Below are 25,281 nucleotides of genomic sequence, written 5' to 3'. Positions count from 1 at the left end.
TGTTAAGGCGGCAACAGTATGCCTCACGTGACGAAGATCGGCGAGCCCCCGTCAGGGATGCCGCAACGACGTTAGCCCCGCGTCCCAGCGGCCGAGGACGTACTCGGCCCACAGGCGTTCCAGCCGCAGCGCGCACGCCGCCCCGTACAGGACGTCCCCGGCCAGCCACGGGTGTTCGGCGGCGAAGTTCTCGCACAGGTCGTGGCAGGCGATCTGCTCGTGCACGGCGTCGGCCTGCACGTGCTCGTCGTAGAAGAGCGCGGCGGTGTCGTCGCCGCCGAGCCTGCGCAGCCCGATGGCGTAGCGGCGGTTGGGCAGGGAGGAGGTCATCTCCAGCGCGGCGAGATGCCCGATCAGGGCGCCGCGCAGCCGCCGGTGCAGGCCGAACAGCGACATGGCGTTGGAGATGGCCAGCGTGATGCCCGGCACGCGGCCGAGGTGGGCGCCGTAGGAGTCGTCCAGGCCGAGGCCGCGCATGGTGGCGCGGAACAGCTCGGAGTGCATGCGCTCGGCCCGGCCGCCGCCGTACTCGTCGGCCTGGATCTCCACCAGCGCGGCCTTCGGCCGGCCACGGAGGCGGGGGATCGCCCAGGTGTGCGGGTCCGCCTCCTTGAGGTGGTAGATCGACCGGTGGATGACGAACTCGCGGAACTGCTCCAGGCCGGCCCGGCGGGACAGGAAGGCGGACAGGGAGGGGCCGTCGTCGTCGGCGGTCAGCTCCCTGAGCGCCCGCCGCACCTCGACCGGGCCGTCGAGCGGCGGCCGGGGCACGGCCGCCGCGAGCGTCTCCTCGAAGCGCCGCTCCAGCTCCATGCGCGCGGCCAGCAGCGGCGGCGCCCACTCCCAGCGCTCGTCCACGTCGTCGAAGCCCTGGTAGTGCAGCTCATAGCAGACGAACAGGGCGAGCTGGAAGTCGTCGTCGCCCAGCTCGGCGCCGGTGACGTCCAGCGGGATCGGGCTGTCGTCCGGCGGACGGGTCAGGCGGTCGAAGAGCGTCGCGGTGACCGGCCCGCGCGGAGCGGGCAGCCTCGTGGCCGGCTCCCGCCCGGTGGCGCCGCGACCTTCCCTCCTGGCCCTCCTGGCATCAACCGCTGTCACGCGTCCCCCTTCTCGCCCGGGAACTGCCCGGGGACCGACGCGCAAAACCCGGGTGTCCCTCCTGTTTCGCCGGGAAGAAGGGTGGGATGTCGCATCAGGGAGATGACGTGGTGACGGTGACGCCTTGCGAGGACGGGCCCCTGCTGATCCGGGGGCCGTTCGAGCTGGTGACTCAGGACGGCGTGCCGATCCCGGCGGGGCGGGCGACGGTCGCGCTGTGCCGGTGCGGGTTCTCGTCGGTCAAGCCGTTCTGCGACGGCTCGCACAAGGTGGCCGGCTTCCGGGCGCCCAGCGAGCGCGAGGCCCCGGCCTGACGCAGCCACCGTACGGAGTGGGCCGCCCGGCGGAGCCTGCGCCCGGCGTACGGCACGCCGCCGCACACGGCGGCACCGACCGCGAGCCAGGCGCACGTCGCCCGCTCCACGATCCAGACCGGGGCGAACAGCGCCGACGTGCCCGGGAAGACGCGCCGCCCGCCCGCCCTGCGCCGCCCCGCCTCCGCCACCCCCACGGCCAGTACGGCGCCCGCCACGGGCAGGACATACCGGCGGCGCAGCAGGCAGAAGGCCAGCGCCGGCAGCACGGACAGGAACAGCGCCATGCGGCCGGGCTGCGCCAGGTCGTCGTACGCCTGCCGGACGCGCTGGCTCCAGAAGCGGGCGGCGTCGGGCGGCAGGCGCCGGACGTAGAGATCCAGCGGGCGCAGCTCCCTGCCGCCGTGCGCGCGTACGGTACGGATGAGTTCGAGATTCTCGAACAGCACGTCGCCGTCGTAGCCGCCCATCCGGGTGAAGAACGAGCGGCGCACCCCGAACGTGCCCGGATAGTCGGCCCCCAGACCGCGGTTGAGCAGGGTGCGGGCGGTGTCCCAGCGGGCGTGCCAGGGCAGTCGCGCGAAGTAGTTCTGCGGCCGGACCAGCTCGGCCTCGTCCAGGAGACGATCCACCCTGGCCAGGGCCCACTCGTCGTAGCGCACGTCGTCGTCGGCGATGATCACATGCTCGGCGCGGGCCAGCCGCATGCCGGTCAGCACGCCGCCGACCTTGCCGTTGGCGCGGAGCAGATCGGTGTCCGGGCGGGCGTGCGTCACGAGGCCGCGCCAGGCGGCGGCGTGGCGCTCGAACAGCGGCGCGGGAGAACCGTCGACCACGACCACCCGTACGCGGCGGCTCAGGGCGCGCAGGTAGGCGGTCAGCTCCTCCAGGCCGGAGTCGTCCTCCCAGCGCAGCGGGAGCACGTAATCCATCAGGCGGCGTCTTCCATCCCTCATGCCGGTCGCACCGTACCCGGGAAGGCCCTCAGGAAACGACGGCCGATGCGTGCCGGGAATAAATCGAGGTTAGAATGCTCACCGGTTGACCGGCTCTTGAATCCCGGCCCCCACGTGCGGCTACACCGTGGAATTCGACAATCTACATAGTCTTGCCCCCGCGAAATGGGTGCCGGCCCCGATAGCCGGATTCCTGTTCCTGGGCCAAACTGGTAAGTGAGCGGACCCGATTGCTCGAAATTCCTTGAAGTGACGAGGTTCGCGCCGACGACGAGCCAGGTCGACAGGGGATGAGGGCATGTTCGCGCTGGACGGTCAGACGGTCACGTGGCAGGCGCCGGCCGTGTGGCTCCTGCTGGGCCTCCTGCTCCTCGCCGCGCTCATCGCCCGGGTGGTGCGCGTCGTCGGCGAGGACGAGCGGCTGGTGGTGCGCAGGCTGGGCCGCGTGACGGGGGTCCGGGGGCCGGGGCTCGTGGTCGTCTGGCCGATCCTGGAGCGCGACGTACGGGTGTCGCTGCGCACGGCGGGGCTGGACGTGTTCGGCAAGGAGGCCGTCACCCGCGACGGCCGCCCAGGTGAGCGAGACGACCCGGCAGTGGGGGATACGCGTCACGCTGCTCGACATCACCGACATCCAGGTCCCGCTCAGCGCCGATCTGATCGCGTGGGGCAGGGGCGACCGGCGGCAGGAGAGCCTGCCCGCATGACGTCACAGGGAAGGAGACCCATGAAGATCACGAGCAACACCATCCCCGGCATAGGGACCGTCCATCACACCGACACCTGGCGGGGAGACCACCTCGCCGTCATCGTCACTCCCGCCGGACGCACCCTCCTGCTCTACGACGAAGCGGACCCCGACACGCCCGCGCACACCGTGGAGCTCGAACAGCAGGAGGCCGACCAGCTCGCCGACCTGCTGCGCGGCCGTCCCACGGCAGACCGGCTGACCGAGGTCGAACGCCGCCTGGCCGCCGTGGAACGCCGCCTGGCCGCCGCCGCGTAGCCCTCAGAGGAACCTCCAGAGGGTGTTGCCCGCTCCCTCGTCGGCGAGCACGACCTGCGCGCCCTGGGACGTCCCGGCGAGGCCGAGGACCCGGCCGCCGTTGGCGCACTGGATGCGGAAGGCGGCCCCCGGCCCGGGGCGCAGCCGCCAGCGGTGGTCGGCCGTGCCGTTGTCGGCCCACTGCAGGACGCGCGATCCGGAGGCGGTGCCCATGTTCTCCACACCCAGCACCTTCTGGCTGTGGCCGTTGCGCAGCCGCAGGTAGCCGCCCGTGTCGACGACCGCCGTCCACAGGTGGTCGGCGGTGCCGGTGTCGCCCCACTGGACGACGAGCGCGCCGTCTGCCGTGGACATGCCGGTGACGCCGAGCACCATCCCGGTGGCCACGTTCTGGACGCGCCGGGCGCCGCTCGGCACGAACCGCCACCGGTTGTCCGCGCCGCCGTTGTCGGAGTCCTGGACCACCGGGGCGCCGTTGGCCGTCGAGCCGTTCTGTACGCCGAGCAGCTTGCCGCTGTGGACGTTGCGGATCTTGACCGAGCCGTCGCCGGTGTCGGTGACCGTCCAGCGGTGGTCGGCGGTGCCGTTGTCGTCCCACTGGACCACCCGGGCGTTGTCGGCGGCCGACATGTTCTCGACCCCGAGCACCTTGCCGCTGTGCGCGTTGCGGAACCGCAGGGCGTCGCCGTCGACGATCGGGACCCAGTCGTGGTCGGCGGTGCCGTTGTCGGTCCACTGGAGCGCCGGGGCGCCGTCGGCGGTGGACATGTCCTGGATGCCGAGGACCAGCCCGCTGGCCGCGTTGAGCAGCCGGAAGCCGGAGCCGGTGCCGCCCTGACCGCCGGTGTTCCAGTAGACGACGTAGTTGTGGCCGTGCGCGTCGTGGAACGGCCCCAGCCGCACCGTCGCCCCGCCGGCCGTCGCCGTGAAGGCCAGGGACGAGGTGCTCGTACGGGTGATCGACGAGGGGACCAGGACCGGGGCGGACGACAGGCCGGTGTTGCCGTAGTCGCCCGACAGTACGACCGGGCCGTAGGTGACGGCCTGCAGACCAGGGTTGTCGTTGGCGGCCTTCATGACCACCCGCATGGGCAGCCGCACGGTCACGGTGTCGCCCGGCGCCCACGACCGGGTGAGGCCGGCGTAGCTGCCCGGGGTGACAGGGATGTTCTGCTGCACCCCGTTGACGCTGATCGTCGCGCCCTGGGTCCACGCCGGGATGCGGACGCGCATCGTCCACGTCCCGCCCACCTCGCCGGTGACCCGCAGCGACGTGGTGTCGCCGACCGGGTACGAGGTCGTCTGGGTGACCGTGATGCCGCGCTGGCTCCAGTCGAGGGTGGAGGGCGCGAACAGGTTCACGAACAGCGTGGTGCCGTCGTAGAAGTAGATCGAGTCCATCAGCTTGGTGTTGGTCTCGATGCCGGTGCCCTGGCAGCACCAGAAGGAGTCGTAGTCCGTGCTCCAGGTGCCGCCGCCCCAGGCCGGGCCGACGCCCCGGCGCCCGCCGGGGTTGAGCGGGGTGAAGTACGTGACGTGCCCGCGCGCGTCGGCCGGGTTCTGCTGCCCGATCAGATGGTTGAGCAGGGCGTTCTCGTAGTAGTCGAAGTAGTCGGCCCGGGTCGGCGACAGCAGCCACAGCTCCCGGGTCAGCTTCAGCATGTTGTAGGTGTTGCACGCCTCGCCGGTGTCCCTGGTCAGGTGGGCGGCGATCGCGTTCGGGGCGCGGAAGTGCTCGGCCTGGCTGTTGGAGCCGTTCGCGTACGTGTGCGCGCCGACGGTGATCGACCAGGCGTTCGCGGCGATGTCGCGATAGCGGGTGGTGCCGGTCGCCTTGTACTCGCGGGCCGCCCCGATCCACTTGGGCACCTGCGTGTTGGCGTGCAGCCCGTTGAGCTGGTCCTGGCCCGCGGCCAGCGGGTTGAACACGGCCGCGTGGTCGAACCGCTGGGCCGTGGTCAGCCACCGGGAGTCGCCGGTCATCTGGTACAGGTCGGTCAGCACCGCGTTCATGCCGCCGAACTCGGTGCCGAGCATGGCCTGCAGCTGGCTCGCGCCGAGCCGCGAGGTGCGGGTGTCCACCCATCCCGCCAGGGCGAGCAGCACGGTCCTGGCCCGGGTGTCGCCGATCAGCCGCCACACGTCCAGCAGCCCGGCCAGCGTCTTGTGGATGCAGTAGTACGGGACGTTGCCGTTGGTCAGCGTGCGGTTCTCCACAGCGGTGATGTCGGACTCGGGGAAGCCCGACAGGTAACCGGCGGTGAACCCGGCGGCGGCGTTGTTGGCCTGGCACCGGGCCAGCTCGGTGACCATGTGGACGGCCTTGTCCCGGCAGGTGGTGTCGCCGAGCACGGCGTAGGCCTGCGCCCACGCCGTCAGGAAGTGGCCCTGCATGTGCGACCGGAACGGGAAGCCGGGCGCGTCCCAGCCGCCGTTGGCCGCCGCGCCGCCGGTCGGCAGGCGGTGGTTGGCCCGGAAGACGTACAGCAGCCGGTCGACGTCGACGAAGCGCAGGTAGTTCAGGGTGCGGTTCTGGTTGTCCAGCCAGCGCCCGGAGGTCAGCCGGACCTGGCCGAGGTCGAAGGCGTGGGCCGAGACGCCGATGTCGGATCTGGCCCACGGCAGCGCGGCCGCGGACGCGGGGGAGGCGCCGGCCACCTGGCCGGCGGCCGAGAGCGCGACGGCGGCACCCGTGGCCTGGAAGAGCCGGCGGCGGCTGATCTCGCTCATGAGGCCACCCGGAAGGTCGCGTCCTGGCGGTCGGTGGCGCTCGACGAGGAGCTGACCGGGTCGATGCGCAGCACGTACCCCTGGTGCCGCAGGTGGTGGGTCGGGAAGTTGTGCGACCGGAACGACGACCAGCCGCCGTCCGCCAGCCCGGCCACGCGGTGGAAGGTGGCGTCGGCGCGGAACACGGACGAGCCGTCGTCGGGGTCGAGCCGGACCGCGTAGTTGCTGTGCCGCAGGTAGTTGCCCGGCACGTTCACCGACTGGAACGAGACCCCGGCCGGATCGGCCAGCCCCGGCACCATCCGCCACAACTGATCCTGGTGCGGGTCGAACGGGTAGGGGTCGATGCGTCCCACCCGGTCGGCGTGCCGGACGAAATAGTCGGGGAAGTTGTACGACTTCAGCCGCACCCAGTTCGGCAGCCCCCACCGCGCGACCATCGCGTTGTACTCGGCGTCGGTGATCGAGGCGATCGAGCCGTGCTTGGAGTTCAGCGGCGGGGTGTAGTCCCGCTGGTTGGCCGCCGTCCACGCGCCGGCGCCGATGTTCGACGACGACCACAGGTAGTAGTCGTTGTTGACCGGGCTGAAGGAGTCGCCCCACAGCCGCCAGCCGCCTTCGTTGGTCTTCTGCAGCAGCGGCGCCTCGATCGCGTTGCCCATCCGCAGGCCGCCGGTGTACGTGGTGAAGCTGTTCGGCTGTCCTGTGGCCGAGCGGGCGCCGTAGAGGTTCCCGTCGTTGAGGTTCTTGTAGTAGAGGTACGTCGTGCCGCCGTCGACGACGATGTCCCCGTCGAGCACGTTGAAGGCGGGGCTGAAGAACGGCTGCTGGGCGCTGACCGACTGGAAGTCGCTGGTGTAGTTGACCGCCAGGATGTCCCGGCCGCCGGTGTTGAACGAGTAGACGATGCCGTACTGGCCCCGCGAGGCGTCGCGGAAGACCGTGGGCGCCCAGGTGTGGCCGCTGGTGGTGTGCATGCGCAGCCGCCGGTAGCCGGTGAAGGCGGTCAGGTCGGCCGAGTCCCAGACGTGCAGATACTGGCTGGTCGTGCCGAAGTCGAGGCCCTTCAGGTCGGTGGCGATCACCACGAAGGCGCCGTCGAGCTTGCGGTGGATCTGGGGGTCGCGCAGGCCCTGCTGCCCGGCGGTCGGAGTCGCGACGGGGTTGTTCTGGTTGAGCGGCGCCCAGTTCAGGCCGTCCCGGCTGACCGCGAGGTGCAGGCCGTAGTCGGCGGCCGACTGGTTGGGGGACTCGGTGAAGTACGCGAACACGTAGGCGGTGCCGGCCGCCTGCGCCGCGCGGGGAAAACCGGCCACACCGGTGGCCGCCAGCGCGGCCGAGGCCAGGGCGGCCTTGCCGAACTGCCTGCGGCTCAGGGACATCCAGGGCTCCTTGGCTAGATCGGAGCGGACGGCCACAGCATGTGTTAGCGCTACCATTTCTTTCCGCCGAACCACATGGCCTGCTCCGGTGGGTGCGTCGTCGCGGAGTACATCCGACACCCCGCCCCGACGTCAACGGGGGCGATCCGCACCGGCGGTGCAGACCTGCCCCCGAAGCGCCCGCATCTGGAGTTTCCCGGTGAAGCGGACCGCGCCGTACCGTCCGCGACGTGAAACTTTCACCGGCGGCCGCCGTCGCCGAGCCCGTCGCGTTCGCGACGGGACGACCCGGCGGAGCGCGTGACTACTGGAGCCCGGCGCGGACGGACGTGATGCGCTGGGTGTTGAAGCCGAGCCAGTGCATCCGGCCGACGTAGCGCGCGTGCTCGACCTTGATGCAGCGGTCCATGATCACGGTCACGCCGCCGTCCTCGGCGATCCGCGCGCCTTCTTCGTTGATCACGCCGAACTGGCACCACAGGGCGCCGGTGTCGATCGCCACGGCCTCCTCGGCGATGGCGGGCAGCGCGTCCGGCGCGCGGAAGACGTTCACCAGGTCGACCGGGACGGGCACGTCGCGCAGGCTCGGGTAGCAGGTCTCCCCGAGGATCTCCTTCTCCCGGGGGTTCACCGGGATCACCTGGTAGCCGTGCCGCTTGAGGTAGTAGCCGACGAAGTAGCTGGCCCGCAGCTCGTTGCCGGACAGGCCCACGATCGCGATCGACCTGGTGGCGTGGAGCACGCGCTGGATCGTCAGCGGGTCCTGGTAACGCCCGAGCTCGGTCATGCCGTCTCCTCCTTCTCCCCGATCGCCTTGGCGACGCGGGCGAACCCCTGCTCCAGATCCCAGATCAGGTCCTCGACGGACTCGGTGCCGACCGACAGCCGCACCGTGCCCGGCCCGACGCCGGCCGCCCGCAGCTCGGCGTCGCCGAGCTGGCGGTGCGTCGTGCTCGCGGGGTGGATGACCAGGCTCTTCGCGTCGCCGACGTTCGCCAGGTGCGACCAGAGCGTCAGCCCGCCGATCAGGCTCTGCCCGCCCTCCCGGCCGCCCGCGCAGTCGAAGGAGAACACCGCGCCGGCGCCGCGCGGGAGGTACTTCTCCACCAGCGGTCGGTATCTGCTGCCAGGCAGGCCGGCATAGCTCACGTTGGAGACCAGCTCGTGCGACTCCAGGAAGGCCGCGACCGCCCGCGCGTTCTCGACGTGGCGGTCCATCCGCAGCGACAGGGTCTCCAGCCCTTGCAGGAACAGGAAGGCGTTGAACGGCGAGAGCGCCGCCCCGAGGTCGCGCAGGGTCTCCGCGCGCAGCTTCATCAGATAGCCGTACGTGCCGAACGTCTCGTGGAAACGCAGGCCGTGGTAGGCCGGAGACGGGTCCGCCACCACCGGGAACCGCCCGTTGGACCAGTCGAACGCGCCGGACTCGACGACCACGCCGCCGATGCTCGTGCCGTGGCCGCCGATGAACTTGGTCGCCGAGTGGATCACGATGTCGGCGCCCCACTGGATCGGGCGGCACAGGTAAGGCGTCGCGAACGTGTTGTCCACGATCAGCGGCAGCCCGTGCTCATGCGCGATGGCCGCCACGGTCTCGATGTCCAGCACGTTGCCGGCGGGGTTGCCGATCGTCTCGCCGAAGAACGCCTTCGTGTTCGGGCGCACCGCCTGGCGCCACGCGTCGGGATCGTCCGGATCGACCCAGGTCAGCTCCACGTTCATCTTGCGCAGCAGGTGCTTGAACTGGTTGACCGTCCCGCCGTACAGCGCCGAGGACGAGACGACGTGGTCGCCCGGCTCCAGCAGCGTGAAGAGCGCGGCCGCCTGCGCGGCGATCCCGCTGGCGAACGCCACCGCGCCGCAGCCGCCCTCCAGGTTCGCCACCCGCTCCTCGAACACCGCGACGGTGGGGTTCATGATGCGCGAGTAGGTGTTGCCGTACTCCTGCAGGTTGAAGTACGCCGCCGCGGACTCGGGATCTTCGAAGACGTAGCTGGTCGTCTGGAAGATCGGCACGGCGCGGGCGCCGGTGTTCGGGTCCGGCCGCTGCCCGGCGTGCAGTTGCCGGGTCTCGAACCCGAACTCGCGGGCTTGTTCGGCACGGGAAAACTGGTCGGTCACGAAGGCCTCTTCTTCGACGTCATCCGGTCCCGCCCTGAGCCAGGAACCGGCGGATCATGGGAGTCTGGCGCGCTTCTTCGAGCAGGAAGCAGTCGTGGCCGTACGGTGCCTCGATCACCTCGAACTCGACCGGCTTGCCGAGGTCGCGCAGCGCCCGCGCGACCTCCTCCGACGCCTGCGGCGGGTAGAGCCAGTCGGAGCTGAAGGCGATCAGCAGCGTCCGCGCGCCGACGCCTTCGAGCGCCCGCGTCAGCGATCCGCCGCCGTGCTGCCGCGCGAGGTCGAAGTACGTCAGCGCGCGCGAGATGTAGAGGTAGGTGTTGGCGTCGAAGCGCTTGACGAACGAGCCGGCCTGGTGGCGCAGGTAGCTCTCCACCTCGAACTCCGGCTCGGTGATCGTGTAGCGGAGGTCGTCGGCGAACTGCAGCCGCCTGCCGAACTTGTCGTCGAGCGCCGGCGCGGACAGGTAGGTGATGTGGCCGACCATCCTGGCCACGCCCATGCCGCCGTCGGGCGCCCGGCCCGTGCCGTAGTAGTGGCCGCCCTGCCAGGCGGGGTCACGCATGATCGAGTCACGCGCGATCGCGTTCCAGGCCATGCCCTGCGGGTGGAGCGCGTGCGTGCTGGCGATCGCCACGACGGCGTCGACCTGGTCGGGGTACAGGACCGCCCACTCCATGGCCTGCATCCCGCCGAGCGAGCCCCCGGCCACCGCCGCGAGCCGCTCGATGCCCAGGACGTCCAGGAACGCGCGCTGGGTCCGTACCATGTCCGCCACCGTGATCACGGGGAAGTCCGCCCCGTACGGCCTGCCCGTCGCCGGGTCGATGGACGACGGGCCCGTCGTGCCGCCGCAGCCGCCGAGCAGGTTGGTGCAGATGACGAAGAAGCGGTCGGTGTCGAAGGCCTTGCCGGGGCCGATCATCCCGTCCCACCAGCCGAGCCCCTTGCCGGCGGCGCCGTCGCGGTCGGCGGCCCCGAACCCGTCGCGGGTGCTCTCCTCGGACGGCACCTTGGCCAGGCCCGCGGCGTGGGCGTCGCCGCTGAGCGCGTGGCACACGAGGATGACGTTGTCGCGCTGGGGCGAGAGGACTCCGTAGGTCTCATACGCTACGCGCACCGGGTGCAGATCTCTGCCGCAGTCGAGGGGGACAGGCTGCGGCAGGTCGAGATACTGGGTTTCCACGGTGCCGGCCGTGCCGGCCATGCCGGCCGCGAGCGTCGAGGCTGGCTGTGACATGGGAGCTATGGTAGCCGCCACCGTGGGTGTATGGTCAAATACCTACTGGAAGTACAGGAAGTAGCCGAAGGGTGCGGGACATGACGACTGTCGCCAACGGAGTGAACGTGCAGGCGCTGCTGGACGCGCGCGAGGTGCTGAAGACCGCGCCGGAGGCCGCGCAGTTCGTCTGGCGGGCGTCCTCCAAGTGGCAGAACGGCGTCCACAGCACCACCACCGTCAAGGAGTTCTTCGGTCTGGGGCAGGAGCAGACCCACAAGAACGAAGCGGTGTTCGACGCCGACCACCCTGACGTCTTCGCGGCCGAGGACAACGGCATCACGCCGATCGAGTACCTCCTCGTCGGCCTGGCCAGCTGCCTGACGGCCGGCGTCGCGTCCGTCGCGCAGAACCGCGGCATCCAGCTGCGCTCGGTCGAGGCGACGCTCGAAGGCAAGCACGACATCCGCGGGATCCTCGGCGCCGACGCCGACGTCCGCAACGGCTTCACCGACATCAAGGTGACCTTCAACATCGACGCGGACGCCTCGAAGCAGGACATCGAGGCGCTGGTGGCCCAGTCGCAGAAGCGCTCGGCCGTGTTCGACGCCATCACCAACCCGACAGACGTCACCGTCGAAGTCGCCTGAGGGCCGAGTCATCAGCGAGCGTGTCACAACGGTCGTCATCGGGGCGGGGCACGCGGGCCTCGCGGCGAGCCGCTTCCTCGGCGACCGTTCGATCGATCATGTCGTGCTGGAGCGCGGCGAGGTGGCGAACTCCTGGCGGCGCGAGCGCTGGGACTCCTTCCGCCTGCTCACCCCCAACTGGCAGAGCCGCCTGCCCGGCCTCGGCTACGAGGGCCCGGACCCCGACGGCTACATGACCATGGGGGAGGTGACCGAGTTCATCGAGCGTTTCGCCGTGCTCTCCGGCGCTCCCGTACGAACGAGCACCAACGTCACGTCCGTCCGGCGGACCGACGGCGGATACGACGTGACGACGGACCACGGCGAGATCGGCTGCCGGGCGGTCGTCATCGCCAGCGGTGCCTGCAACCAGCCGGTGGTGCCGAAGTTCAGCGAGGCGGTGCCGTCCTCCGTGCGGCAGCTGACGCCGTTCGGCTACCGCGAGCCCGGTCAGCTCCCCGACGGCGGCGTGCTCGTCGTGGGCGCGTCGGCGACCGGCGTGCAACTGGCCGCCGAGCTGCGCAGGTCGGGCCGGCCGGTGATCCTCTCGGTGGGCGAGCACGTGCGGCTGCCCCGCACCTACCGCGGGCGCGACGTGCTGTGGTGGATGGACGCCTCCGGCGTGTGGGACCAGCGCTACGACGAGGTCGACGATCTCACGCGGGCCAGGCGGCTGCCCTCGCCCCAGCTCGTCGGCACCCCCGAGCGCGCGACGCTCGACCTCAACGCGCTCACCGCGATGGGCGTCGAGCTGGTGGGCCGCTGGGCGGCCGTGCGCGACGGCCGCGCGCTGTTCTCCGGCGGCCTGCGCAACGTGTTCTCGCTCGCGGACCTCAAGATGAGGCGCCTGCTCGACGGCTTCGACGCGTGGGCGCGCACGTCCGGCCGCGAGGCCGAGGTCGGCCCGCCCGAGAGCTTCGAGCCGACCCGGGTGCCCGAGTCGGCGCGCCTGCAGCTCGATCTGAACAGCGGCGAGATCCGCACGATCGTGTGGGCGACGGGTTTCCGGCCCGATTACGGCTGGCTGGACGTGCCCGTGGTCGACGAGAAGGGCCGGCTGCGCCACGACGGCGGCGTGGTCGACAGCCCGGGACTGTACGCGCTGGGCCTGCCCATGCTGCGGCGGCGCAGATCCACCTTCATCAACGGCATCGAGGACGACGCGCGCGACGTCATCGGCCACCTCGCCCAGGACCTGGCCGTACGTAGCTGAGCCCCTACCGAAAATCTATGTTCGCCGTAGTAGACATCCGAAGGCGTACGCGCTAGAGTTCTTGTCATCGAAAGGAACGGATCCGCCGGGCAGCAGAAGAGTTACCGCAACACGACGAACTGCCCGTGACGAGGTTTGAGTAGGTGAAGGCAGAAGGTCGGACGTGATGGGCCAACGCAGTGGTAAGGGGTCCTGATCGTGGACGCGCTGCCGAAGTGGAAGTGGACAGTCAGTCCGGCAAGTTGAGGAAGGGAGTGTTGAACGCCATCGAAGGATCGCCCGTCGCCGGCTGAGTCCCGCCGGACGGGTGCCGCAGTTCCACAAGATTGGAAGGTGGTCTACGGTCACGCATTCGCGATCCCCGCATCACCGCCGCACATCAGGGCGGATGCGGAATACAGTAGGCCGGCCGAATGGCCGGTAGATGGTGTTGAACCTCTTCGGGCCCCGGCGCATACAGGCGCCGGGGCCCTTGTTCGCATGATGAAAGGCATCTATGGATCAAACCCACACACCCGGCGCCCGCCCGGGCGGCACCGCGGGCAGCGTCACACACGAGGCCGACGATCGGTTCGAGGATGAGGACTACCCCGCCTACAGCATGGGTGCGGCAGCCGAGATGCTCGGTGTCACCCCCACGTTCCTGCGGGCCCTCGGCACCGCCAAGCTGATCGAGCCGAGACGCTCCAGCGGCGGCCACCGCCGCTACTCCCGCTACCAGCTGCGCCTCGCGGCCCGTGCCAGGGAACTCGTCGACCAGGGCACCCCCGTGGAAGCCGCCTGCCGGATCATCGTCCTGGAAGACCAGCTCGCCGAGGCGCTGCGCATCAACGCCGCGTACGAACGCGAGCGCAAGACCGGAGACTGACGCGGCGGCTTCGCCACCCTGCGGCCTGGTCTCCGACCGCGCTGACCAGGCCATCCCTCCCGAGGGGAACCGACGTGGCATCCTGGCTCGCGCTGGACCGTTGCCCGCCGACGGACGGCAAGAAATCGGCGCCGCCGAAGCAGCGCCGATTCCTCGATCAGCGTCCTATGGGACAGCGCCGCGGTCGAACGCCTTCATCTCCCTCCCGTGGACGGCCAGCGCGTAGATGACGAGGACGTCGAAGACGATGACGATCGTCGACCAGACCGGGTAGGCGGGCAGCCAGGCGAAGTTGACGAGCGCCTGGAGGGCGGCGAGGGTGATGCCGACCACTCGTCCCCAGGTCTTGCCCGTCATGACGGCGACGCCGGCGAGGAAGACGACCACACCCATGACCAGGTGGAACCATCCCCAGAACGTGTAGTTGACGGGAATCGCCAGGTTGTTGGCGGTGACGACGTAGAAGTCGGTGTTGAAGATCCCCACCAGGCCCATGAAGGCCTGGAAGCATCCCAGGATCATCATCCCGATGCCGGCGAGTGCCACCCAGCCGACCCAGCCGGTCGGCTGGGGCGCCTCCATCGTGGGCCGGGCAGGAGCCTGTTGCGGCGTTTCCTGACGGGCTTGTGGAGGCACCTGACCTCGGGACGTCTCCTGCGGTCGTGCGTAGCGTGGATTGGTCATTGCCGGCTCCCTTCGCACGGCAGAGCTTGCGAGGTGGCCCGCTTGCGCGGCCCCGCCTGTGCGCCGAATTCGTCCGGACGCTGTCTCCCGGTGATTCAGCGATTCGGGCAGCTCAGGCGTGTACCTAAAAACACCCTATTCGGTTCTTATGTTCAGAACCTTCGCTTCTCGCCCGCATTTCTCCAAAGGTGTTCAAAATGGGCATTGCCCGGGTCGAAGCGGAACATCTTCCCAATGGGACTTCTTTATCCATTTATGGTGATCGTACGGGTGAGAAAAGGGGATCAACGTTCCCGATGATGGAGGGCCTCGACCGGCCGAGTCCCCGCTCAGCCCGCCTCGGCGCGGTCGAGCTGCTCGCCCGACTGTCCGAGCTCCTCGGCGAACAGGGCGACGAAGGCGATCTCCCCGGCCTGGAGGGTGAAGCCGGCCGCCGCGGACCACCCGGACGGCCCGCATCAGGCGGTGCCGGCCGGAGTGGGCGGGGGAGGGGCCCGGTTCCATGGGGTCGGCGACCTGCTCTGCGCCCATTAGTCCCGACGCCACCGCAATCAGAACAAATCGGGACAATTTGCGCGACGGAATGCACTGAAGACCTTACACACGGTTGACTATCGTGACCAAGCGGGAATACTGGTTTCCCTGTTGGCCGTCGTTCGACTGAGACTGAGGATGCACATGTCGCTTGGCCTCGCCCTGCCTCAGGCAGAGCCGCACCGGGCACGCAGCCGTGCCCACGTCGCGGAAGGGCGCGGTCAACGCCGACGCGGTCCAGGCCGGACGCCGCGCGAGAACCCCACGCGCCGCTAGCAAACTCTTCGGCGGTCGACATCTTTCCGCCGGCTCTCCTCGACCCCAGGACTTGTCATGCCGCCAGACTCCTTCAGCGTTCCCGCAGCGATCATCGCCCTGGTGCTCGCCCTGGCCCTCGTGGGCGTCCTCCTCCACCTCGTGCGCGTACGCCGCGATCTCGCCCAGGCCCGCGGGCAGCTCGCCCAGGCCCGTCAGGAACACGAACATCGGACGCGCGAGACCAGCAACACCGAGCAGCGCCTGGCCCATGCGGAGCGCCAGGCCCAGGAGAGCGCGGAGCTGCTGCGCGAGGCCCGCGCCCAGCAGGAGCTCGTCCGCGCCGAGACCGAGCACCTGATCACCAAGCGCGTCCCCGCCCTGCTGTCCCACCTGCGCAGCCCGCACGTGATCGTGCCCGGCGTGCAGCACCAGGCGCTCGCGGGCACGGACGTCGACAGGCAGCACCGCGCCCTCCTCGACGCGTTCACCCGCGGCGTCAGAGAGGAGGGCGAGCGTATCGACGAAGCGGCCCAGGCGGTCATCAGGGGCGCGATGTCCCGCGTGCAGACCCAGGCGCTGCGCGCCCAGGACCTGCTCGCCGGTGTGCAACAGCGCTACAGCGGCGACGAGCACACCGCGCTCCTGCGCGAGGTGCTGGGACTCGACATGTTCAACGAACTGATCATCCGCCGCGTCCAGGTGACCGGCATCGCGTGCGGCGCCACGCCCGGCCTGTCGCGTGACGACACCTACCTGGTGGACCTGATGGTGGGCGCCATCTCCCGGGTGGAGAACTTCGAGCAGCGCATCGAGGGCCCCGCCAACCACCTGCGCCGCCGGATCGGGGTCGCCGCCCGCGCCGCGGAGTCGATCCTGTTCATCACCGCCGAGCTGCTGGCCAACGCGGTCCACCACTCCTACGGCACGCTCAAGGTGACCATCGCCGTGCACGAGACCAACAACGGCGCCGCCATCGTCATCGACGACGCCGGTGTCGGACTCAACGAGGAGCAGTACGCCCGCGCCACCCGCCTGCTGAGCGGCACCCAGCCGGCCCGCCTCGTCGACCTGGGCAACCCGCCCCACACCGGCTGGGCCGCCATCGGCCGCCAGGTCGCGCACTACGGCCTGCAGGTCACGGTCAAGAAGAGCGCCTTCGGCGGCGTGCAGGCCGTGCTGAACATCCCCACCGCCCTGCTCGTGGAGATGCCGGAGGACAGCCGGCCGTCGGTGCTGGCGCCCGAGCCGGTCCGCGCCGCGGCCCCCGCCTTCCGGCCGGAGCCCGTGGCGCCAGCGCCCGTCGCCTCGTTCGCGCGGACCGAGCCCGCGGCGGAGACGCGGCAACAGACAGGAGAGGACCTGGCCCCGCTGCCGCAGCGTCGCCGCCAGTCGCCGCCGCGCCCCGCGTCCGGCCCCCGGCCCGGCGCGGGCGGTTCCCAGGGCCCCGACGGCAAGGTGCTCACCACCCCGGAGGCGGCCCAGAAGCGGTGGGGGGACTTCCAGATCGGAGCCGAAGCGGGCCGCCGCGAAGCGCTCCCGACCCAGCAGCACGACATCACCGAAGGGAATTGACCGTTCCATGGACGCTCACAGCGCTTCTGGCCGTGTTCCGACCAAGGGACGCGCGTTGTCCCTCGACGTGTCCTGGGTCCTGTCGCCCCTGATGGCGCTGCCCGGGGTCACGCGAGGCGTGGTGCTGAGCCGTGACGGGCTGATCCTCGGCGGTTCGGCCGACGTGACGACCGAGACCGGCGAGCGCGCCGCCGCCATGACGAGCTCCGTGCTGGGGGCCGCCCGAGCCCTGTGCGACGGCCTCAGCGGCGGCTCCGAAGGCGGGGTGGTGGACATCGTCATCTCGGCCGACAGCGGCTACTACTACATCGCCCCGGCCGGCGACCGCGCCGCCATCGTCGTCGCCGCCACCGGCGCGGTCAACGTCGGCGCGCTGGCCTACGAGGTGCAACTGCAGGTGCAGAAGCTGATCAAGGCTCTCGACGAGGCCAGCGCGGCCAGGGTGCAGGGCGTGCGGACATGACCTCAGGACGACAACGGCGGCGGGTCGTCCCGGACTACATGGCCGCCGCGAGACTGACCGTGCCCGAGCACATCAGCGTCCAGCGGACGACCCTGGTCTACATCGCGCCCGACGCCGCCACCAACGGGCTGGACCCTCCGGGCTCGCATCTGCTGGCCCTGCTGCGGGACGGGCCGTTGTCGGTGTACGAGTGCGCCGCGCACCTGGGCCTGCCCTACTGCGTGGTGCGGTTGCTGGTCGCCGGGCTGGTCGGCGGCGGAACGCTGCTGACCCGCGATCCGCCGGCCACCGACCTGCCCGACATCGAGATCTTGGAGTTGGTACTCAATGGCCTCCGCGCTCTCTGACAGTCGCGTCAGCGCCGAGCACATCCCGGTCAAACTGGTCATCGCAGGGCCGTTCGGGGTGGGCAAGACGACCATCGTGGGCGCGCTCTCGGAGATCAAGCCCCTCAACACCGAAGAGGTGCTCACCCAGGCGGGCACGCTGGTCGACGACCTCACCGGCGTGAACGAGAAGACGACCACGACCACCGCGATCGACTTCGGCCGCCTCACCCTGCCGGGCGTCGTGCTCTACCTGTTCGGGGCGCCGGGACAGACCCGCTTCCAGGTCCTGTGGGACGAGCTGGTACGCGGCGCGCTGGGGGTCCTGGTGCTGGCCGACACCCGCCGCATCGACGAGAGCTTCGCCGTGCTCGACCTGGTGGAGAACGCCGGCATCCGCTACGCCGTGGCCGTCAACCACTTCCCCGACTCGCCGGACTACCCGCTGGAGTCCGTGCGCCAGGCGCTCGACCTGGACCCGCGCACGCCGCTGATGGTGTGCGACGCCCGCGACCCCGCCTCCGCCCGCGCCTCGCTGATCGCGCTGGTGGAGCACGTCAGAGAGCTGGTGTTGTCATGACCCTGCGCTACATGCCCGACGCCGGGCGCCTGTACGGGCCCGAGTACGCCAGAGACCCGCAGGCCGTCTACGCGGAGCTGCGCGCGCGGCACGGCGCGGTCGCGCCCGTGGAGATCGCCCCGGGCGTCGAGGCCCACCTGGTGATCGGCTACCGGGCCGCCCTGGACGTGCTGACCAACGCCGGCGGCTTCTGGAGCAAGAACTCCGGCGCCTGGCAGGCGCGGCTCCCCGAGACCCCGGAGACCGGCGGGGTGATCGCGATGCTCGGCTACCGGCCGAACGCGCTGTTCTCCGACGGCGCCGAGCACGCCCGCTACCGCAAGGTGATCGCCGACTGCTTCCAGCAGATCCAGCCGCACAAGCTGCGCCAGCTGGTGACCGAGGTGTCGGACTCGCTCATCGGCCGGTTCGCCACGAAGGGCGAGGCCGACCTGGTCGCCGACTTCGCCCGGCTCATCCCGGCCCGCGTCTTCAACCTGCTCTTCGGGCGGCCCGACTCCGACAGCGAAGGCCTGGTCCAGGCCCTGTCGGACATGATGGAGGCCGACGGCGAGACGGGCGCGCGAGGCAGCGAGGCGTTCAGCCGCTACATCGGCGAGCTGATCCAGGCCAAGCACGCCCAGCGGGGCGACGACCTGACCTCCTGGTTCATGGACCATCCGGCCATGCTGCGGACCGACGAGCTGGCGGAGACCCTCGTGTTGGTGACGGCCGCCACCTACGACCCCATGGCCAACCTGATCTCCAACACGATCTCCCGGATGGTCAGCGACGACCGCTACTACAGCTCGCTCACCAATGGCGCGCTCAGCACGTACGACGCCCTCATGGAAGCCCTGCGCGCCGAGCCCGCCATGGCGAACTACGGCCCGTACTTCACGCTCCAGCCCGTGCACTTCCACGGCACCTGGATCCAGCCGGCCGAGCTGGTCCTCGTCTCCTACGCCGCGGCCAACACCGAGCCCACCGGCATCCCCGAGGAACTGCGCTCCGACGGCGGCGCGTACCTGGGCTTCGGCGCCGGGTCGCACCGCTGCCCGGCCAGCGACCCGGCCGTGCTCATCGCGATGACCGCGATCGAACGCCTGACCTCTCACCTGTGCGACCTCGAACTGACCGTGCCCCGCGACGAGCTGTCGTGGCGGCCCGGCCCGTTCCATCGCGCGCTGGCGCACCTGCCGGTGCGCTTCACCCCGATCCGTCCCGACCAGCCAGGAGAATCCCCGTGGGCAATGCGGCCCCCGTCGTCCTCGATCCCTTCGGCTCCGACCTCCCCGGCGAGGTCCGCCGACTACGCGACCTCGGCCCCCTGGTCCTCGTAGAGCTCGCGGGAGGCATCCCGGCCTGGGCGGTGACCCGGCACGACCTGCTCAAGCAGCTCATCCTCGATCCGCTGGTGAGCAAGGACAAGCGGCACTGGCGGCTGCTGCCCCAGGCGCTCGCCGAGCCGGGCTGGACCTGGATCATGACCTGGATCGGCGTGTCCAACATGCTCAGCGCCTACGGCGAGGAGCACCGGCGGCTGCGCAAGCTGATCGCCCCGAGCTTCACCGCGCGCCGTACCAAGGCCATGCAGCCGATCGTCGAGGACATCGTCGCGGAACTGCTGGACGCCATGGCCGCGCAGCCCCGGGGCCAGGCCGTCGACCTCCGCGCCGCCTACGCCCACCCGCTGCCGATGCGGGTGATCTGCGAGCTGTTCGGCGTCCCCGAGGGCATGCGGGAGGAGATGGCCCAGGTGATGGAGGCCATCATGGACACCACCGCCACCCCGGAGCAGGCGGCTGCCACGGCCGTACGGATCGGCACCGCGCTGCCCGCCCTGGTCGCCCACAAGCGTGAGCACCCGGGCGACGACCTGACCACCGAGCTGATCAACGTCCGCGACAGCGGCGACTCGCTCACCGACGACGAGCTGCGCGACACCCTGCTGCTCCTCATCGCGGCCGGGCACGAGACCACCGTCAACCTGATCGGCAACGCGGTGCACGCCCTGCTCACCCATCCGGACCACCTGCAGCGGGTCCTGTCGGGAGAGGTCTCCTGGGAGGCGGTGGTCGAGGAGACGCTGCGCTGGACGCCGTCGATCGCCAACCTGCCGCTGCGCTTCGCCATCGAGCCGATCGAGATCGGCGGCGTACGGATCGAGGCGGGCGACGCGATCATCACCAGCTACCTGGCGGCCGGGCACGACCCCGACCAGCACGGCCCGGACGCCGACCGGTTCGACCCGACCAAGGAACGCGACGAGCACCTGGCCTTCGGCATCGGCGTGCACCGCTGCATCGGGGCTCCGCTCGCCCGGCAGGAGGCGCTCACCGCCCTGCCCGCGCTGTTCGCCCGCTTCCCGGACCTCCGGCTGGCCGTGGACGAGAGCGAGCTGCCCCACGTGCCGTCCTTCATCGCGCACGGCTGGGCCCGCCTGCCGATCCTGCTGCACCGCTGACCGGCACCGGCCGGCACGAAGAACGGTGAGACACACGCGCCCCCCGGTCCGGCCCCTCAGCCCCGGGGGTGCGCGCGGCTCACGGTGTCACGCGTAGAGGAAGTAGTAGCGGTAACGGCCTTCCCACTCGCATGAATAGTCGTCCCACCAGCCCTGGTTTATGCCGTGGCTGCCGATCCGCTGGCACTCCGAGTAGTCCCTGAAGACGCCGGCCAGCCTTTCGGCGTGCGCCGGGGCGGCGCCGATCGTCAGCGACACTCCGAGGACCATGACGGCCGAGACGAGAACAGCGCGTGCCTTTCGCATTCGTCCTCCTGCGACTGGGGGGTGATCATCACGGTGGACATTATCACCAACCCGGCGTTGGAAAGATTGTCACGTCGAATCGGCCGGGGCAAGAGGATGAAACTTTCACGGCGTTAACCCGAGGTTGCGCGGGTGTTTACTGCCGGTAAGGCCGGTGTCGCTTGCCGAGTGGCTTGTCAAGGCCTCGTGGGTGCTTATCCGACCGCCTGTGCATGCCATGGATGATCTGGTCGGCCTTCGAGCCCTGTGATCCACAAAGTACGATTTATGCCGCTTTTTCAGCCCGGTTGGGATGAAGTGCGGAAAACTTTGACCAGCGTCACTTACGTGTCATATCGTCTCCCCGCCCATATCGATGTGAGCCGCGACACTCGAGCAGGACATTGTTCTAGCAGGGTTCTAGCAGGCGCTATGGCCGGGGACCGGGGAAGCGGCGATCATCCGACCAACCGGAGTCGCACCATGCAAGCTCGAATCCGCACGGCCATGATCGTCGGCATGGCGATGACCGTGCTGGCCGCCGTCGGTGTGTCGGTGGCCTCGGCGCCGCCGGCCCACGCCGCGCAGGTGGTCACCGACATCGCCTACGCGCCCGCACAACCGGCCGGCAGCAAGGGCCATCTGCTGGACCTCTACCTGCCGTCCACCGGCATCACGCCCCGGCCGCTGCTGATCTGGCACACCGGCTCGGCGTGGACGAGCGACGACGGCAAGGCCGGCACGGACGCGATCGCGGCGATCTTCAACCCCCTGGGCTTCGCCGTGGCCGGCGTCAGCGTCCGGAACAGCGCACAAGCGATCTTCCCGGCCCAGGTGCACGACATCAAGGCGGCCATCCGCTGGCTGCGTGCGAACGCCGCGACGTACCAGATCGACCCGAACCGCTTCGCGATCATGGGCGACTCCTCGGGCGGCTGGCTGACGGAGATGGCCACCCTGTCCGGCGGGGTGGCGGCGCTGGAGGGCACCGTCGGCACGACCGGCGTCTCCAGCGCCGTGCAGGTGGGACTCGCCTTCTACAGCCCGACCGACTTCCTGCAGATGAACGCGCAGAACCTGCCGACCGGCGGGCTCGACCACGACTCCCCGGCCTCCCCGGAATCCCTCCTGGTCGGCTGCCCGATCCAGACCTGCCCGGCCAAGGTGGCCCAGGCCAACCCGATGACCTACGTCGACGCCAACGACCCGCCGCTGATGTTCCTGCACGGCCAGGCCGACTTCCTGGTGCCGCACGGGCAGAGCGTCCTGCTCTACAACAGGATCAAGGCTCAGTGCGGCGACGCCACCTTCGTCTCGGTGCCCGCCGCGGACCACATGATGTCCCAGATCATGGACCCCGCCCAGTACGGCAACCAGACCGTCTACACCACCACCGACTGCTCCGAGACCGTGGGCACCGGCACGCTGAACCCCACCTGGGCCAACTTCGCGACCTTCCTGCGCGGCGGGCTCAAGCTGGGCACCTCCTGTGAGGTCGCCTACGCCACCGGCGCCTGGAACGGCGCCTTCAACGGCACCGTGACCATCAGGAACACCGGCACGACCCCCGTCGACGACTGGACCGTGACGTGGGCCTGGTCGGGCAACCAGCAGATCACGAACGCCTGGAACGCCACGGTGACCCAGACCGGCGCCCAGGTGACCGCCCGCGACGCCGGCCACAACTCCTACATCGGCCCCGGCTCCAGCCAGAGCTTCGGCTTCTCGGCGACCGCCACCGGGACGAACCCCGTTCCGGCCCAGTTCAAACTCAACGACATCGTCTGCACGAAGGTGCCCGCCTGAGACGACGCGCGCCGGGCCCGAGCGTGAATAGCGCCGGGTCCGGCGCCGGATTCGCGGCCGTCACATTCGCGGAAATGGCGGTGTGAAGCGGAAAGAAGCATTTCCGAAATGCGACACGTTCCGTCGGATCTCGATTACGGAATGTCGCGGGCCGGATCACTCGCGGACATATTGCCTTATCCGAGGATCGGCCCCTATCCTTGCTGACGGCTCGCCGGACCATTCCGTTGTATTCACCCGCCGGTCGGGAGCCGATTGATATCCCGGGCCCGAAATAAATCGGATGAGCCGCCTCACGCTGCCCGAGGACCGTTGCCCGGGATCGTCGACGAGTTAGGGGACGTGTGCGTACATCCAACATGTTCGTCAGGAGCCTCGGCGTTTATGTGCCTGACAGCGTGAGCGTCGAGCAGGCGGTTCGCGAGGGCTGGTATCCGGAGGAGGAGGCCGAGAGATTTCGGCAGATCGGCGCGGCGGTGGCGGGCGACATGCCCGCGCCCGAGATGGCGCGGCTCGCGGTCCTGGACGCGTACGACCGCTGGGGTGAGTCCTCCCCGCGCGAGCTCGACCTCCTGCTCTACCCGTCGGTCTGGCACCAGGGCCCGAACGGCTGGCAACCTCAGCACTACCTGCAGAAGCACCTCCTCGGCGGGAACGTTCCGGCGTTCGAGATCCGGAGCGGCTGCGTGGGGATGATCAGCTCGCTGGAGCTGGCGGCGAGCTACCTGCGGGCCGACGAGGACCGGCGGACCGCCATGGTCGTCTCCTCGGACAACCACGGCACCCCGCTGGTGGACCGCTGGCGGATGACGCCCGGGGCGCTGATCGGCGACGCCGCGGCCGCGCTCGTCCTCGGCAAGGAGTACGGCATGGCCGAGCTCCTGTCGGTGAACGCGACGGTGATACCCGAGGCCGACGCGGTCAACGACGGCGCCTACCCCCTGTTCCCCCCGGACGCCACCGTCGGCAGGGGGCTGAGCTTCGGTGACCGCCACGAGGAGTTCCGCCAGCGGCTGCTCAAGGCGCAGGGGACCGGGATCCACCTGACGATCCAGAAGACGATGATGCAGCAGGTCGAACAGACCCTGGACGAGGCCGGGATCGGGCTCTCCGACATCACGCGGGTCGCCTTCCCGCACGGCCGCCGCGAGGACCTGGACGGGCAGATGTCCTGGCTGGGCATCGACGAGGACCAGACGACCTGGGACTACGGCAGGCGCGTGGGCCACTGCGGCGCGGTGGACCAGTTCATCGCCTTCGAGCACCTGATCGCGACCGGCGGGCTGGTGGCCGGCGACCACCTGCTCATGGTCGGGTTCGGCTCCGGGACGTCCGTCGCCGCGGCGGCGTTCAGGGTCCTGTCCACCTCTCCCGTCACGCAAGGGGCACGCGCATGACCGAGCTCACGCAGAGACTGGTCGCCTTCGTCCAGGAGAACCTCGTCCTGGACGGCGACGACATCAAGGTCGACGAGACGACCCCGCTCCTCGTGTCGGGCCTCCTGGACTCCCTGCGGACGGCGCGGCTGCTGAACTTCCTCCGCAGGGACCTCGGCGTCGCGATCCCCGCGGCGAAGCTCGACCCCGACAACTTCCGGGACGTCGTGACCATCGTGGCGATGGTCCGAGAGCTCGAATCCGTCTAGCCGGGACGAGGGCAGAGTCATGAAGTTGGCGGACACGTACATCAGCGGAGTGGGAACCTTCGTGCCCCGGACCGTCGTCAGCGTCGCGAAAGCCGTCGCCAAAGGCTGGTATCCAGCCGAGGAGGCCGAGCTGCACAACCTGGCCGGGGCGGCGGTGGCCGGTGACGTGCCGGCCCCGGAGATGGCCCTGCACGCGGCGCGGAGCGCGCTCAAGCGCAGCGGGCGGGCGCAGGCCGATCTGGACCTCCTCCTGTACGCCTCGACCTGGCACCAGGGGCCGGACGGCTGGCCCCCGCACTCCTACCTGCAGCGTCACCTCGTCGGCGGGGACGTCCTGGCCACCGAGGTCCGGCAGGGCTGCAACGGGATGTTCATCGCCCTGGAACTCGCGGCCGGCCACCTGGACGCCGCCCCCGGCCGGCAGGCCGCCCTGCTGGTCGCCGCCGACAACTACGGCACCCCGCTGATGGACCGGTGGCGGATGGGCCCCGGCTACATCGGCGGCGACGCGGCCAGCGCGCTCGTGCTCACCAAGGAGACCGGCTTCGCGCGGCTGACGTCCGTCTGCACGACGACGGTGGCCGAGGCCGAGGAACTGCACCGGGGCAGCGAACCCCTGTTCCCGCCGGGCGTCACGGTCGGGCGCCGGATGAGCTTCGCGACCAGGAACGAGCAGTTCCGGCACCAGGTCATGCCCAAGGGCGAGGCCACCTCGGCGCTGTTCAAGATCCAGCGGGCGTTGATGGAGATCGTCGAGCGCGCGCTGGCCGAGAGCGGGATCGAGGCCCGCGATCTCGCCCGGGTGGCGTTCATGAACTACTCCGAAGAGATCGTCGAACAGCGCTGCATGGCCATGCTCGACCTGCCGATGTCCCGCTCGACCTGGGACTACGGCCGCACCATCGGCCACTGCGGTGCCAGCGACCAGATCCTCTCCCTCGACCACCTGCTGACGACCGGGCAGCTGCGCCCCGGCGACCACATGCTGATGCTCGGCACCGGGCCTGGAGTGACCGTCTCCGGAGCCGTCATCAAGATCATCGACACTCCTCCATGGGTATGAACCGAAGGGAAACCAACGCAGAT

Annotated in this window: 23 protein-coding genes and 1 pseudogene; 15 read left to right on the top strand and 9 right to left on the bottom strand. The window is 70.1% G+C overall.

The genetic code is table 11. The annotated features are described in order from the left end of the window. Nucleotides 1-51 precede the first annotated feature (51 nt). Nucleotides 52-1,098: an iron-containing redox enzyme family protein gene (locus FR742_RS24250; RefSeq protein ID WP_222709039.1), complete on the bottom strand. Its 1,047-nt coding sequence runs from the start codon at nucleotides 1,096-1,098 to the stop codon at nucleotides 52-54. A gap of 86 nt (nucleotides 1,099-1,184) precedes the next feature. Here FR742_RS24250 and FR742_RS45945 point away from each other — a divergent pair. Further along, nucleotides 1,185-1,307: pseudogene (locus FR742_RS45945) on the top strand (hypothetical protein); the annotation flags it as partial. On the opposite strand, the gene FR742_RS45940 reads toward FR742_RS45945, so the two are convergent. Continuing rightward, nucleotides 1,271-2,368, bottom strand: coding sequence for a glycosyltransferase family 2 protein (locus FR742_RS45940; protein WP_261808715.1), 1,098 nt, complete (start codon nucleotides 2,366-2,368; stop codon nucleotides 1,271-1,273). The pseudogene FR742_RS45945 and the gene FR742_RS45940 sit on opposite strands and share 37 nt — an antisense overlap. Before the next feature lie 298 nt (nucleotides 2,369-2,666). Between FR742_RS45940 and FR742_RS24235 the strand changes: the two genes are divergently transcribed. Further along, nucleotides 2,667-3,374: an SPFH domain-containing protein gene (locus FR742_RS24235; RefSeq protein WP_148033068.1), complete on the top strand. Its 708-nt coding sequence runs from the start codon at nucleotides 2,667-2,669 to the stop codon at nucleotides 3,372-3,374. Nucleotides 3,375-3,377: 3 nt separating this feature from the next. Here FR742_RS24235 and FR742_RS24230 read toward each other — a convergent pair whose 3' ends face one another. From FR742_RS24230 to FR742_RS24210, 5 genes are all read right to left on the bottom strand, one after another. After that, nucleotides 3,378-6,104 carry a beta-L-arabinofuranosidase domain-containing protein gene (locus tag FR742_RS24230; RefSeq protein WP_148033067.1) on the bottom strand — a complete coding sequence of 909 codons (2,727 nt, stop codon included), beginning with the start codon at nucleotides 6,102-6,104 and terminating at the stop codon, nucleotides 3,378-3,380. Continuing rightward, nucleotides 6,101-7,486, bottom strand: coding sequence for a glycoside hydrolase family 43 protein (locus tag FR742_RS24225; protein ID WP_148033066.1), 1,386 nt, complete (start codon nucleotides 7,484-7,486; stop codon nucleotides 6,101-6,103). The genes FR742_RS24230 and FR742_RS24225 overlap by 4 nt, the downstream gene beginning before the upstream one ends. Nucleotides 7,487-7,790: 304 nt before the next feature. After that, nucleotides 7,791-8,273 carry a CoA-binding protein gene (locus FR742_RS24220; protein ID WP_148033065.1) on the bottom strand — a complete coding sequence of 161 codons (483 nt, stop codon included), beginning with the start codon at nucleotides 8,271-8,273 and terminating at the stop codon, nucleotides 7,791-7,793. Then, on the bottom strand, nucleotides 8,270-9,607 hold the full coding sequence (locus FR742_RS24215; RefSeq protein ID WP_148033064.1) for an O-acetylhomoserine aminocarboxypropyltransferase/cysteine synthase family protein: 1,338 nt from the start codon (nucleotides 9,605-9,607) through the stop codon (nucleotides 8,270-8,272). The genes FR742_RS24220 and FR742_RS24215 overlap by 4 nt, the downstream gene beginning before the upstream one ends. Nucleotides 9,608-9,626: 19 nt before the next feature. Beyond that, nucleotides 9,627-10,847 carry a homoserine O-acetyltransferase gene (locus tag FR742_RS24210; protein ID WP_148033063.1) on the bottom strand — a complete coding sequence of 407 codons (1,221 nt, stop codon included), beginning with the start codon at nucleotides 10,845-10,847 and terminating at the stop codon, nucleotides 9,627-9,629. Between the two features lie 80 nt (nucleotides 10,848-10,927). Between FR742_RS24210 and FR742_RS24205 the strand changes: the two genes are divergently transcribed. From FR742_RS24205 to FR742_RS24195, 3 genes are all read left to right on the top strand, one after another. Beyond that, nucleotides 10,928-11,476: an OsmC family protein gene (locus FR742_RS24205; protein WP_148033062.1), complete on the top strand. Its 549-nt coding sequence runs from the start codon at nucleotides 10,928-10,930 to the stop codon at nucleotides 11,474-11,476. 10 nt (nucleotides 11,477-11,486) lie between these two features. Next, nucleotides 11,487-12,728, top strand: coding sequence for an NAD(P)-binding domain-containing protein (locus FR742_RS24200; RefSeq protein ID WP_148033061.1), 1,242 nt, complete (start codon nucleotides 11,487-11,489; stop codon nucleotides 12,726-12,728). A gap of 496 nt (nucleotides 12,729-13,224) precedes the next feature. Then, nucleotides 13,225-13,596 (top strand): helix-turn-helix domain-containing protein, encoded by a 372-nt coding sequence (locus tag FR742_RS24195; RefSeq protein ID WP_148033060.1) that lies wholly within the window; start codon nucleotides 13,225-13,227, stop codon nucleotides 13,594-13,596. A gap of 165 nt (nucleotides 13,597-13,761) precedes the next feature. Here FR742_RS24195 and FR742_RS24190 read toward each other — a convergent pair whose 3' ends face one another. Further along, on the bottom strand, nucleotides 13,762-14,178 hold the full coding sequence (locus FR742_RS24190) for a hypothetical protein (RefSeq protein WP_148033059.1): 417 nt from the start codon (nucleotides 14,176-14,178) through the stop codon (nucleotides 13,762-13,764). Between the two features lie 969 nt (nucleotides 14,179-15,147). Here FR742_RS24190 and FR742_RS24185 point away from each other — a divergent pair. Genes FR742_RS24185 through FR742_RS24160 form a run of 6 tightly spaced genes read left to right on the top strand, consistent with a single transcriptional unit; the run spans nucleotide 15,148 to nucleotide 20,459 of the window. After that, nucleotides 15,148-16,644 carry a histidine kinase gene (locus FR742_RS24185; RefSeq protein ID WP_148033058.1) on the top strand — a complete coding sequence of 499 codons (1,497 nt, stop codon included), beginning with the start codon at nucleotides 15,148-15,150 and terminating at the stop codon, nucleotides 16,642-16,644. Nucleotides 16,645-16,699: 55 nt separating this feature from the next. Next, entirely contained in the window at nucleotides 16,700-17,107 is a 408-nt protein-coding gene (locus FR742_RS24180) for a roadblock/LC7 domain-containing protein (RefSeq protein WP_219546228.1), read from the top strand. Then, a complete protein-coding gene (locus FR742_RS24175; protein WP_148033056.1) occupies nucleotides 17,104-17,454 on the top strand; it encodes a DUF742 domain-containing protein in 351 nt (116 codons plus the stop codon). The genes FR742_RS24180 and FR742_RS24175 overlap by 4 nt, the downstream gene beginning before the upstream one ends. Then, complete coding sequence (locus FR742_RS24170; protein ID WP_148033055.1) at nucleotides 17,435-18,013, top strand: ATP/GTP-binding protein; 579 nt, start codon at nucleotides 17,435-17,437, stop codon at nucleotides 18,011-18,013. Before FR742_RS24175 ends, FR742_RS24170 begins: the two co-directional genes overlap by 20 nt. Beyond that, nucleotides 18,010-19,335, top strand: coding sequence for a cytochrome P450 (locus tag FR742_RS24165; RefSeq protein WP_187281286.1), 1,326 nt, complete (start codon nucleotides 18,010-18,012; stop codon nucleotides 19,333-19,335). Before FR742_RS24170 ends, FR742_RS24165 begins: the two co-directional genes overlap by 4 nt. Then, nucleotides 19,239-20,459: a cytochrome P450 gene (locus FR742_RS24160; protein WP_148033054.1), complete on the top strand. Its 1,221-nt coding sequence runs from the start codon at nucleotides 19,239-19,241 to the stop codon at nucleotides 20,457-20,459. Before FR742_RS24165 ends, FR742_RS24160 begins: the two co-directional genes overlap by 97 nt. Nucleotides 20,460-20,546: 87 nt before the next feature. On the opposite strand, the gene FR742_RS24155 is transcribed toward FR742_RS24160, so the two are convergent. Further along, nucleotides 20,547-20,765 carry a hypothetical protein gene (locus FR742_RS24155; protein WP_148033053.1) on the bottom strand — a complete coding sequence of 73 codons (219 nt, stop codon included), beginning with the start codon at nucleotides 20,763-20,765 and terminating at the stop codon, nucleotides 20,547-20,549. A gap of 462 nt (nucleotides 20,766-21,227) precedes the next feature. On the opposite strand from FR742_RS24155, the gene FR742_RS24150 reads away from it, so the two are divergent. The 4 genes from FR742_RS24150 to FR742_RS24135 all read left to right on the top strand — a co-directional run bounded on the left by FR742_RS24150 (nucleotide 21,228) and on the right by FR742_RS24135 (nucleotide 25,258). Beyond that, nucleotides 21,228-22,550 carry a cellulose binding domain-containing protein gene (locus tag FR742_RS24150; protein WP_187281285.1) on the top strand — a complete coding sequence of 441 codons (1,323 nt, stop codon included), beginning with the start codon at nucleotides 21,228-21,230 and terminating at the stop codon, nucleotides 22,548-22,550. A 386-nt stretch (nucleotides 22,551-22,936) separates the two neighbouring features. Further along, nucleotides 22,937-23,947 (top strand): ketoacyl-ACP synthase III family protein, encoded by a 1,011-nt coding sequence (locus FR742_RS24145; protein ID WP_261808714.1) that lies wholly within the window; start codon nucleotides 22,937-22,939, stop codon nucleotides 23,945-23,947. Further along, the gene (locus tag FR742_RS24140) at nucleotides 23,944-24,195 is read left to right on the top strand and encodes an acyl carrier protein (RefSeq protein ID WP_148033051.1); all 252 of its coding nucleotides are present in this window, start codon (nucleotides 23,944-23,946) and stop codon (nucleotides 24,193-24,195) included. The genes FR742_RS24145 and FR742_RS24140 overlap by 4 nt, the downstream gene beginning before the upstream one ends. Before the next feature lie 19 nt (nucleotides 24,196-24,214). After that, nucleotides 24,215-25,258 carry a ketoacyl-ACP synthase III family protein gene (locus FR742_RS24135; protein WP_148033050.1) on the top strand — a complete coding sequence of 348 codons (1,044 nt, stop codon included), beginning with the start codon at nucleotides 24,215-24,217 and terminating at the stop codon, nucleotides 25,256-25,258. Nucleotides 25,259-25,281: the final 23 nt, after the last annotated feature.

The organism is Nonomuraea sp. C10 (assembly GCF_008017515.1).
GTDB classification, from domain to species: Bacteria; Actinomycetota; Actinomycetes; order Streptosporangiales; family Streptosporangiaceae; genus Nonomuraea; species Nonomuraea ferruginea.
Note: the sequence above shows the minus strand (reverse complement) of the source record. Positions and strands in the feature narration are given on the sequence as shown.